12 protein-coding genes are annotated in these 9,574 nt (G+C 65.9%); 2 read left to right on the top strand and 10 right to left on the bottom strand.

The genetic code is table 11. The annotated features are described in order from the left end of the window. The 8 genes from fabF to WCZ84_RS12805 form a co-directional block, all read right to left on the bottom strand. On the bottom strand, positions 1-1,178 hold a 1,178-nt coding region (gene fabF, locus WCZ84_RS12840), incomplete at its 3' end, for a beta-ketoacyl-ACP synthase II (RefSeq protein ID WP_372686674.1). Between the two features lie 130 nt (positions 1,179-1,308). Further along, positions 1,309-1,548 (bottom strand): acyl carrier protein, encoded by a 240-nt coding sequence (gene acpP, locus WCZ84_RS12835; protein WP_372686673.1) that lies wholly within the window; start codon positions 1,546-1,548, stop codon positions 1,309-1,311. A gap of 124 nt (positions 1,549-1,672) precedes the next feature. After that, positions 1,673-2,413, bottom strand: coding sequence for a 3-oxoacyl-ACP reductase FabG (gene fabG, locus WCZ84_RS12830; RefSeq protein ID WP_372686672.1), 741 nt, complete (start codon positions 2,411-2,413; stop codon positions 1,673-1,675). Between the two features lies 1 nt (position 2,414). Continuing rightward, positions 2,415-3,347, bottom strand: coding sequence for an ACP S-malonyltransferase (gene fabD / locus WCZ84_RS12825; RefSeq protein WP_372686671.1), 933 nt, complete (start codon positions 3,345-3,347; stop codon positions 2,415-2,417). Between the two features lie 27 nt (positions 3,348-3,374). Beyond that, positions 3,375-4,349 carry a beta-ketoacyl-ACP synthase III gene (locus WCZ84_RS12820; RefSeq protein WP_372686670.1) on the bottom strand — a complete coding sequence of 325 codons (975 nt, stop codon included), beginning with the start codon at positions 4,347-4,349 and terminating at the stop codon, positions 3,375-3,377. A gap of 18 nt (positions 4,350-4,367) precedes the next feature. Then, complete coding sequence (gene plsX / locus WCZ84_RS12815; protein ID WP_372686669.1) at positions 4,368-5,426, bottom strand: phosphate acyltransferase PlsX; 1,059 nt, start codon at positions 5,424-5,426, stop codon at positions 4,368-4,370. 28 nt (positions 5,427-5,454) lie between these two features. Continuing rightward, a complete protein-coding gene (gene rpmF, locus WCZ84_RS12810) occupies positions 5,455-5,637 on the bottom strand; it encodes a 50S ribosomal protein L32 (RefSeq protein ID WP_372686668.1) in 183 nt (60 codons plus the stop codon). Between the two features lie 64 nt (positions 5,638-5,701). Continuing rightward, positions 5,702-6,214, bottom strand: coding sequence for a DUF177 domain-containing protein (locus WCZ84_RS12805; protein WP_372686667.1), 513 nt, complete (start codon positions 6,212-6,214; stop codon positions 5,702-5,704). A gap of 45 nt (positions 6,215-6,259) precedes the next feature. Here WCZ84_RS12805 and WCZ84_RS12800 point away from each other — a divergent pair, with 45 nt between their 5' ends. Both WCZ84_RS12800 and WCZ84_RS12795 read left to right on the top strand, forming a co-directional pair. Then, positions 6,260-6,856, top strand: a complete 597-nt coding sequence (locus WCZ84_RS12800; protein ID WP_372686666.1) for a nucleoside triphosphate pyrophosphatase — start codon at positions 6,260-6,262, stop codon at positions 6,854-6,856. Next, positions 6,853-7,560 (top strand): SAM-dependent methyltransferase, encoded by a 708-nt coding sequence (locus WCZ84_RS12795; RefSeq protein ID WP_372686665.1) that lies wholly within the window; start codon positions 6,853-6,855, stop codon positions 7,558-7,560. The genes WCZ84_RS12800 and WCZ84_RS12795 overlap by 4 nt, the downstream gene beginning before the upstream one ends. A gap of 51 nt (positions 7,561-7,611) precedes the next feature. On the opposite strand, the gene WCZ84_RS12790 is transcribed toward WCZ84_RS12795, so the two are convergent. Together WCZ84_RS12790 and WCZ84_RS12785 are read right to left on the bottom strand one after the other, a co-directional pair. Continuing rightward, entirely contained in the window at positions 7,612-8,316 is a 705-nt protein-coding gene (locus WCZ84_RS12790) for an HAD-IA family hydrolase (protein WP_372686664.1), read from the bottom strand. Beyond that, entirely contained in the window at positions 8,313-9,290 is a 978-nt protein-coding gene (locus WCZ84_RS12785) for an RluA family pseudouridine synthase (protein ID WP_372686663.1), read from the bottom strand. Before WCZ84_RS12785 ends, WCZ84_RS12790 begins: the two co-directional genes overlap by 4 nt. Positions 9,291-9,574 lie beyond the last annotated feature (284 nt).

The following is a 9,574-nucleotide window of genomic DNA, read 5'->3' as shown; positions in this document are numbered from 1 at the left end:
TTGGACAAGGCCACACGGATGTCGAGATCGCGCGCCTGATTGGCACAGTAATCCAGATCGCATTCGGGATCCTGGTGAACCAGATTGATGGTGGGAGGAGACACTTGATGATAGACGGCCAGCGTAGTGAACACCGCCTCGATGCCCCCCGCGGCACCCAGCAGATGGCCCGTCATGGACTTGGTGGAATTGACCACCAGCTTGCGCGCATGATCGCCAAAAGCCAGCTTGAGGGCGCTGGTTTCGTTTTTGTCGCCCAGGGGAGTGGACGTGCCATGCGCGTTGACGTAGCTGATGTCCTCGCGGTTCACCCCACTGTTGCGCAGCGCGTGCAGCATACCGCGCCGGGGGCCATCCTGGTCGGGGCTGGTGATGTGGTAGGCATCGGAGCTCATGCCGACGCCGAGGAATTCGCCATAAATCTGCGCGCCGCGCTTGCGGGCATGCTCGAGCTCTTCGAGCACCAGCACCCCGGCGCCCTCGCCCAATACAAAGCCGTCGCGGTCGCGGTCGAACGGACGCGAGGCGCCTGCCGGATCATCGTTGCGCGTGGACAGGGCGCGCATCGCGGCAAAGCCCCCCATGCCCAGCGGCGAGACCGAGCTTTCCGCGCCCCCTGCCACCATGACGTCGGCATCGCCGTATTCGATCAGGCGGGCGGCGTCGCCGATGCAGTGCAGACCCGTGGTGCACGCCGAAACCACGGCATAGCTGGGGCCTTTGAGGCCCAGCAGGATGGACAGTTGCCCGGAAATCAGGTTGATGAGCGAGGCGGGCACGAAGAAGGGTGAAATCCGGCGCGCGCCGCGCTGCAGGAATTCGGCCTGGGTTTCTTCGATGCGCGGCAGCCCGCCGATCCCTGAGCCGATGATGGTGCCCACGCGATCGGCGTCTTCGAGCCCGATGTCGAGGCCCGAGTCGCGCCAGGCCTGAATGCCAGCCGCCACCCCATAGTGGATGAAGGTATCCATCTGCCGGGCTTCCTTGGCGGGGATGTAGTCGGTGATGTCGAAATCCTTGACTTCACCGGCGATCTGGCTGTTGAGCACAGAGGCATCGAAGCGCGTCACCGGCCCGATGCCGGAACGACCCGCCAGGATATTGCCCCACGCGGTTTGTACATCGTTGCCTACAGGCGACACGATGCCCAGACCAGTGATCACGACGCGTCGCTTCACGATGGACTCCTGTAGATGGGAAAGGCGGCCCTTGGCTGGTACCGGACACCGATGCAGCCTGCGCCCGAATACGACCCGCCATGAACCGCCTGACCTGATGCGGCCGCCTGAGCGGCCGGGACGGGAGGGATTACTGCTTGCTGTGCGACGTGATGTAATCGATCGCTTGCTGCACCGTGGTGATCTTCTCGGCTTCCTCGTCGGGAATCTCGGTTTCGAATTCGTCTTCGAGGGCCATTACGAGTTCGACCATGTCGAGCGAATCGGCACCGAGGTCGTCAAGAAAAGAAGATTCGTTCTTGATCTCAGCTTCGTTGACGCCGAGTTGCTCAGCGACGATCTTCTTGACGCGCTGTTCGATGCTTTCCATGCATATCTCCAGTTTGGAAAAACCCCGCGAATTATAGCCAAACTTCCGAAACAGGGCTGCGGGAAGGGGATGAAAAAAGTTTTAACGGATTTTACCTTAGTCGGGGGCATCCGTTTCGCCTGCCTTACATGTACATGCCACCATTGACATGCAGCGTGGTACCGGTTACATAGGCCGCCTGCGGGCTGGCCAGCCAGGCGACGGCGGCCGCCACCTCGGCGGGCGAACCCAGCCGCCCCAAGGGGATCTGCTGCAGGATCGCCGCCGTCTGGCCATCGCTCAGGGCACGGGTCATGTCGGTATCGATGAAGCCGGGCGCCACGCAATTGACCGTGATCCCGCGGCTGCCGAGCTCGGCCGCCAGCGAACGCGACAGGCCGGCCACACCGGCCTTGGAAGCCGCATAATTGGCCTGCCCCGGGTTGCCGCTGTAGCCGACCACCGACGTGATGTTGACGATGCGGCCCCAGCGCGCTTTCATCATGACCTTGGCCGCCCCGCGACAGAGACGGAATACCGAGGCGAGATTGGTCTGCAGAACCGCGTCCCAGTCTTCATCCTTCATGCGCAGGATCAGCCCGTCGCGGGTGATGCCGGCATTGTTGACCAGTATGTGCGGCGCCCCCTCGGCCGAGAGTGCGGCCAGCAGGGCGTCGCAGCCGGCGGCATCGGTGACGTCGAGCACGACGCCACGCCCCCCATGCGGCGCCAGGGCCTCTTGGATGCCCTGGGCACCGGATTCTGTGGTGGCGGTGCCCACCACCGTAGCGCCCGCCTGTGCCAATTCGAGCGCCGTGGCACGGCCAATGCCGCGCGAGGCGCCCGTAACCAGGGCGATCTTGCCCGACAGGACAGCTTCTGACATGTCAGCCTCCGAGAGCGTCCAGCGTATGCCGAAGCGACGCTGGATCAGTGATGTTGAACGTCTGGATATCGCGGTCGATGCGCCGCACCAGGCCCGCAAGCACCTTGCCTGGACCACATTCGACCATGTGGGTGGCGCCGCGCTGCTTCAGGGCCCGAACCACTTCGACCCAGCGTACCGGATGCCAGGCCTGGCGCACCAGGGCATCGCGAATGGCCTGCGGATCCTGCGGGCTGGCCACGTCGACATTATTGACCAGCGGCATGGCCGGCGCATGCAGGGGTATGTCGGCCAGTGCCTGGCGCAGCGCAACGGCGGCCGGCTCGAGCAGGCGCGAGTGAAACGGGGCCGAAACCGGCAGCGGCAAGGCCCGTTTCGCGCCGGCGGCGCGGGCCCGCTCGCAGGCACGCTGAACGGCGGCGGCATGGCCGGCGATCACGACCTGCTCGGGCGCGTTGAAATTGACGGGTTCGACGATCTCGCCCCCGGAAGCCTCTTGGCACAATTGCGCCACCGCCTCGTCGGAGAGCCCCAGGATGGCCGCCATGCCGCCCTCGCCCACCGGGACGGCGGATTGCATGGCCTGCGCCCGCACCCGTACGAGACGTACGCCATCGGCCAAATCGAGCGACCCGGCGGCCACCAGGGCCGAGTATTCACCCAGGCTATGGCCCGCGACCAGGTCGGGCGGGCGCCCGCCCGCCTGTAGCCAGGCATGATAAGTGGCCACCGAAGCCAGCAGCATCGCCGGCTGGGTGTGCACTGTGAGATTGAGCGTATCGGCCGGGCCGCGCGCCATGAGGCCGGAGAGATCCTCGCCCAGCGCCAGATCGCCGGCCCGCAGGGTGCTGCGCACGGCATCGTCGCCCGCCCACGCGTCCATCATGCCGACGCTTTGAGAACCCTGACCGGGGAATATGAATGCAATCTTCATGATGCGAACCTTATATCCTGACCCGCCTTACATCCTGACCAGCACCGAGCCCCAGGTGAACCCGCCGCCGACCCCTTGCAGCAGAACCAGCTGGCCGGCCTGGATGCGGCCGTCGCGGCAGGCGACGTCGAGCGCAAGGGGCACACTGGCCGCCGACGTGTTGGCATGCCGGTCGAGCGTGACCACCAGGCGCTCGTCGGGCAGGCCCAAGCGGCGGCTGATGAAATTGAGTATACGAATATTGGCTTGATGGGGCACCATCCAGTCCACCTCTTCGATGGTGATCCCCGCCTGCCGGCAGACATCGCGCGCCGAGCGCACGAGCGAATTGACGGCCAGCTTGAAGACTGCCTGGCCATCCATACGCAGAAAGGGGTCGCCGGTCACCTTGCCCGCCTCGACCGTGCCCGCCGCGCACAGGATATGCTGCTGGCGCCCGTCGGCATTCAGCTTCGAGGCGAGAATACCCGGCGCCTCGGAGGCGCTCAGCACCACGGCGCCCGCCCCGTCGCCGAACAGCACGCAGGTGCGCCGGTCGCTCCAGTCGAGAATGCTCGAGAACACTTCTGCGCCGATGACCAGCGCATGGCGGACCTGGCCAGACTGGATGAAGGCGTTGGCCGTGGCCAGTGCATAGACGAAGCCGCTGCATACGGCCTGGACGTCGAAGGCGGCGGCCCCGCCCACGCCCAGATTGGCCTGCACCAGGCAGGCCGTGCTGGGGAAGATGAAATCCGGAGTGGACGTGGCCACGATGATGAGATCGATGTCGCGCGCCTGCAGCCCGGCATTTTCCAGGGCGGCCTGCGCCGCCGTGGTGGCCAGCGTGCTGGTCTTCATCCCGGGTTCGGCAATGTGGCGCTGATGGATTCCGGTGCGCTCGACGATCCAGGAATCGGATGTCTCGATGCCGCGCGCAGCCAGGTCGGCGGCCAGATCATCGTTGGTGACGACACGGGGGGGCAGATAGCCGCCGGTTCCTGTGATCCTGGCAAAGGGCATGGTAGGTTCCAAAAGAGACTACGAAGAGAGCCCGGCGTCGCCTTGCACGGGCGGCAACATCTGGCTGCGCAATACGTCGAGGCGCTGGATGGTGCCTTCCAGCAGGCCATTGAGCACGGCCTCGCGGGCGCGCAGCAAGGCCTGGCCAAACGCATAGATATCGGCCGACCCATGACTCTTGATGACGATCCCGCGCAGCCCGAGCAAAGCCGCACCATTGTAGCGGCGATTGTCGACCCGGGCGCGCAGGCGCTGCAACACGGGCATGGCGACCAGGCCTGCGGCCTTGGTGAGCGTATTCCGGTGGAATTCTTCGCGCATCATGGTGCTGATCATGCGGGCCAGGCCTTCGATGGACTTGAGCACGACGTTGCCCACGAACCCGTCGCACACGACCACGTCGACCGTGCCCTTGAAGATGTCGTCGCCTTCGACATTGCCGTGGAAATTCAGGCCGCTGGCGCGCAGCAGATCGGCGGCCTGCTTGACGATCTCGTTGCCTTTGATGAGCTCTTCGCCAATGTTGAGCAGCCCCACGACCGGCTGGGCCTTGCGATCCACGGTTGAAACCAGGGCGGCGCCCATGAGCCCGAACTGCAGCAGGTGCTCGGCCGAACAGTCGACATTGGCGCCCAGGTCGAGCACCGTGGTGGAGCCGCCTTTCTGGTTGGGCAATGCCGTGGCAATGGCCGGCCGGTCGATGCCATCGAGCGTCTTGAGCACGTAGCGCGAAATCGCCATCCAGGCGCCGGTGTTGCCGGCCGAGATGGCGGCCTGCGCATGCCCGTCCTTGACCGCCTGCACCGCCAGCCGCATGGACGAATGTTTCTTGCGCCGCAAGGCGACCTCGACCGAATCATGCATGGTCACGATCTCGCCCGCGTGGATGATCTCGAACGCCCCATCGGGCACCGCATGACCCTGCAACGCAGCCGAAATCTGGGCTTCGTCGCCCACCAGCAGGCAGCGCACATCGGCCTGGGCACGGACAAAGGCGACGGCTGCCGGCACTGTGACCGGCAGGCCCTCGTCGCCCCCCATGCAGTCGATGGCGATAGAAATGCGGCGTTCAGGCATCCGTTCGACGCAGCGCTGGCCGGCAGGATTACTCGTCGTTCTTGGTCTGGATGACCTTGCGGCCACGATACACGCCGTTGGGGCTGATGTGGTGGCGCAAATGCAGTTCGCCCGTGGTGGGCTCTATGGCCGTGGCGGGTACGGCAAGAGAATCATGCGAACGATGCATGCCGCGCCGCGACGGGCTCTTCTTGTTTTGCTGGACAGCCATGATGACTCCTGTGATCCGGGCTGCCCGCTGCCGGGCAGCCCCTTGGGTTGAGAATTCAATACGTTCAGTGTTTTCCGTGCTTCAGCGCCGCGAGCACCGCAAAAGGAGACGCCTCGGGGGCGCCCGCTGGCACCCCATCTGGCGCCGGCCCAGGGCATTGTTCGTGACGGGGGGCAAACGGCATCGCCAGAATGAGTTCGTCTTCGATCAGGTCGAGCACTTCGAGGTGAGGATCTGCAAGCATGTACTCGGCGTCTGGGCCCGGCCCTTCGGCATCGAGCGCATCCAGGGCATCGAGCTGGGCCTGGCTTTCAGCCAGCCCCAGGGACCTGGACACCCGCAGTTCGAGATCAAGAGGCTGCAGGCAGCGCTGACACACCACCCGCACGGCCCCCTGCGCGCGAACATCGAGCCAGGCCCCCCCTGTGCCGGGCTCGATGCGCCCGGCCAGCGACCAGACCACCGTGCCGGGTTGCGGCAACGGCAACCCCTGGCCCAGCCGATTGCAGCTGCCCACCTGAAGCGTGCCCGAAAGCTCGTGCCCCAAACGGGCAAAGGCAATCGAATCGATCACCATGGCTTTAGCCATAAAGGAAAACATAGCATCTTACTTGATAAAATCATGAACATGCAACTGATCCTCGCCTCCAGCTCACCGTATCGGCGCGACCTGCTCGAACGGCTCCAACTGCCCTTCGACGTGCATGCGCCCGATATCGACGAAACCCCGCGCCCGGCGGAATCGCCCCAGACCCTGGCCCTGCGGCTGGCGGGTGAAAAGGCGGCATGCATCGCCGGCGCAGCCCCCCATGCCCTGGTGATCGGCTCGGATCAGGTTGCCGAATTCGGCGGCCAGGCCGTCGGCAAGCCAGGCAGCCCGGCGGACGCATTCGCCCAGCTGCAGCGCTTCAGTGGGCAGGCCGTGCGTTTTCATACCGCGGTGTGCGTGCGCCAGGGTACGCGCGAGCAGTCTGAAAGCGTTCTCACCGAATGCCATTTCCTGCCGCTGGCCCCCGCCCAGATCCACTACTACCTGCAGGCCGAGCAGCCCTGGGATACCGCGGGCAGTGCCAAGGTCGAACGGCTGGGCATCGCCCTGATGCAATCGATCCGCAGCGACGACCCAACGGCGCTCATCGGGCTGCCACTGATGGCACTGTGCCGCATGCTGCGCCATTTCGGTCTCGACCCGCTCACCCCCCCGGCCCGCACGCCATGACCCTCCTGCACTTGATCCCGGTCGGACTGGGAAATCCCCGTCCCGATGACTGGCTACCGCGCCGGGCCCAGGAAATCGCCGCCCACCTGCCCTACTTCATCGCCGAAAACGCCAAGTCGGCGCGGGCGTTCCTGAAACTGATCGAAACCACGATCCCGCTGACACAAATCGACATCCAGGTCTTGCGGGCCGACACGGACGATGCACAGATCCGCAGCTGGCTGCGGCGCGTGCCGCCAGAGGCCGACCTGGGGTTGGTCTCGGAAGCAGGGTGTCCGGCGGTTGCCGATCCAGGCGCGCGCGTCGTGGCCCAGGCCCATGACCTGGGCATGCGCGTCATCCCCTGGACGGGTCCGTCCTCTATCATGCTCGGGCTCATGGCCAGCGGCCTGCAGGGCCAGCGCTTCGCCTTCCACGGCTATCCGCCCATCAAGGCGCCCGAGCGCGACGCCCGGCTGCGCCAATGGGACACCGATTCGCGCCGCCAGGCGCAGACGCAGATCCTGATTGAAACCCCTTATCGCAATGCGGCCTTGTTCGATGCGCTGCTGCGCTGCCTGCACCCTCGCACGCGCCTGTGCATCGCCAGCGCCCTGACCTGCGCAGACGAATCCATCCAGACCCGCAGCGTCGCGCAATGGCGGCAGGCGGGCCGGCCCGATTTCGAAAAAAAACCTACGCTGTTCTTGTTCCTGGCGAACTGAGCGGGGCCCACTTCAGGCACCCAGGCAGAGTATCGAGGCCGCCTTCGCAGCCTATGTCTCCGGCAAGACGCGGGTCCGCGCCCGCACCCAGCCCTGCATGTCGTCCACGCTGGACACCAGCGCCGTGGGCCGCGCCGACTGCAGCAGATCGGGCCGATGGGCCCCATAGGCGACCGCCAGGCTGTCCACGCCGGCCGCGCGCGCCATGAGTACGTCATGGGTGGTATCCCCCACCATGAGCACCCGCGCCGGGTTGAGCCGGAGCTCATCGAGCAGTTGCAGCAGCATGTCGGGATCCGGCTTGCCACGCGCCTCATCGGCCGTGCGAGTGGCCTGGAACAGCGCCTGCAAACCCAGCTGATCGAGGCTGGCATCCAAACCAGGGCGACTCTTGCCAGTGGCCACCCCCAGCACCACCCCGGCCGCGTGCAGATCCTGCAGCAGCCGGTCCTGCCCTGCAAACAGCTGGACCTGATGCTGCATGCGGCCATGGTGCACCCGGTAGCGTGCGATGAACGCCTCGACACGGTCGGCGCCGAGCTCGGGGACCAGACGATACAGGGCCGCCTGCAGGGACAGGCCGATCACCCAGCCCGCTTCGTCCGCCGGCGGTACGCGCAGGCCGAGATCGCGGCACGCCCCCTGCAGCGCACCCACGATGTGGGCCGTGGAATCCATCAAGGTGCCGTCCCAGTCGAAAATGACCGCCTCATAGGCAGCCACTGGAGGCGTTTCGGTCGCTGGGTGGGGTTTCATGGGATCTGGGCTCCGGTGGGGTGCGCGTGATCGAGCCGGTCAAGGAGGGCCTGGCAGTCGGCGGGCAGGGGCGCGCGCAGGCACAGCGGCTGCCCGCTGACCGGATGGGGGAGGTCGAACCGGGCCGCATGCAGGAACATACGCCGAAAGCCCTGGGCGATCAGCGCCTGGCGCACGGCATCCGGGCCGTATTTTTCGTCGCCGGCGACCGGATGCCCGCTGGCCGCAAGATGCACGCGGATCTGGTGCGTGCGGCCGCTGCGCAGTTCGGCGTCGAGCAGGGAATAGTGCCCGCCGTACCGGCGCTGCAGGGTGATGATGGTATGCGCCGCCTTGCCTTGCGCATCGACGCGCACGCGGCGCTCGCCCCCCGGGGTCAGGTACTTGAGCAACGGCAGGCGGATGTGCTGGCGCTGGTTGACCCAATCGCCCACCACGAGCGCCAGATAATGCTTGTGCCCGCGGCTGGCGCGCATCATGTCGTGCAGCGCGACCAGCGCCCGGCGGCTGCGTGCAATGAGCAACACCCCCGAGGTCTCGCGGTCGAGCCGGTGCGCGAGTTCGAGCAGTTTTTCGGCCGGGCGCGCGGCGCGCAACTGCTCGATCACCCCGAACGAAACGCCGCTGCCGCCATGCACGGCAACGCCGGCCGGCTTGTCGATGACCAGCAGATGCGCGTCTTCGTGGAGAATGGGGAAATGGGCGGGCGGCACGGGCACCCGGGCTCCGGGCGCGGGCAGACGCAGGGGCGGCACACGCACCTGGTCGCCTTGCGCCAGGCGTGCGTCGGCCCGGCTGCGGCCCCGGTTCACCCGAACCTGGCCGTCGCGGATGGCCTTGTACAGATGGCTCTTGGGCACCCCCTTGCACTCGCGCAGAAGAAAGTTGTCGAGCCGCTGGCCCGCCTGCTCGGGGCCGACCCGCAGGTATCGCACGACCGGTTTGTTTGCCGTGGGGACATCCATTTTGCGCATGTGGAAAAGCAGCCTATAATTGCAGCAGCCTTCAAGGGCCTGAAGCCGCCTAACGTAGAGACGCAAATCGTGTGTTTCCGTTGTGCAGCAGTCTCATTGTACTGCCCGGCTTTCGGCCTACGGGTTCCGGGTCGCCGGCATGGTTTCCGTATCTGCCCAATGTGGCAACGGCAACCGTCAACCTGTCGTGTGCGACACTGCAAGTTTCTGCTCGCTCTTCTGCACCGGGTGCAGCTTTTACAGTGCATCCGTCGTTCCCAGCAAACCAGTTCCGTCAACCATCA

This window comes from Castellaniella sp. (assembly GCF_041675725.1).
Classification (GTDB): Bacteria; Pseudomonadota; Gammaproteobacteria; order Burkholderiales; family Burkholderiaceae_B; genus Castellaniella.
This window is presented reverse-complemented; position numbering and strand designations above follow the sequence as displayed.